2 protein-coding genes are annotated in these 1,046 nt (G+C 36.6%); both read left to right on the forward strand.

The window, feature by feature from the left end:
- A partial coding sequence (locus AC30RD_RS09920; protein ID WP_489494407.1) for a M3 family metallopeptidase occupies window positions 1-454 on the forward strand: 454 nt, incomplete at its 5' end.
- Between the two features lie 50 nt (window positions 455-504).
- A partial coding sequence (locus tag AC30RD_RS09925; RefSeq protein WP_489494408.1) for an endonuclease/exonuclease/phosphatase family protein occupies window positions 505-1,046 on the forward strand: 542 nt, incomplete at its 3' end.

Consider the following 1,046-nt stretch of genomic DNA (forward strand, 5'->3'; position numbering starts at 1 on the left):
CCCCGATACGATGATAAACAAACTCGTAAAGAGCAAAAACTTCCTCTCAGCCTTAGGTATGATTCGTCAGCTAGAATTTTCTCTTTTTGATTTTCAACTCCATCTTCATCTTTATCAGGGAGATGGAGTGCAAAAACTTTTAGATGCCATAAGGGAAAAAACATCCCTTATCCCAACCCCAAATTACAATAAGTTTCAAAACGGGTTTTCCCATATCTTTGCCGGTGGATACGCTGCTGGATACTATAGTTACAAATGGGCAGAGGTTCTTAGTGCCGACACCTTTTACGCTGTAGTAGATGAGGGTATATTTGATGCACCCACCACACACAGATACCTCAATACTATACTCCACAAAGGTGGTTCACAAAGTATGCAAGAACTTTTTAAAGAAGTGATGCAAAGAGAAGTTGACACAAAACAACTCTTGCGACTCAATGGTATAGATGTATGAAAATAGTTTTTTTTCTACTTGTTTTCTATTATTTTGCACAAGGGGGCAACTTGAAACTCGTTACATACAATGTTGAAAACCTGTTTGATCTTACACGCAACGGTAATGAATACAAAGAGTATATCCCCTTTACACAAAGCAAATGGAATACAAAAAATTACCAAACCAAGCGTAATAATATCGCTCAGGTTTTGTGTGATATAGATGCTGATATTGTCGCTCTAGAAGAGGTAGAATCACTCCAGGCACTCAAAGATTTACGCTTCACACTCAAAAGAAAAGGACTCTACTACCCTTACTATAAAATAGCAAATCTTAAAAATACAACCGTTAAAGTAGCTCTGTTGAGTAAGATAGCATTTGTGTATGCAAGAGAAATTGCAGTAACGGCATCTTATGAATACCGAAATATTCTTGAGGTAAAATACAGACTTAACAATGAAGATTTGTACCTTCTTATCAACCATTGGAAAAGCAAAGCGGGTCCTGAAAGTATGCGCATTGTTTCTGCAAAAGTGATCCAAAAAAGAATCAAAGAACTCGGATATAACACAAATATTATTGTTTGTGGAGATTTTAATTCCCACTATGA

This window comes from Nitrosophilus sp. (assembly GCF_982775275.1).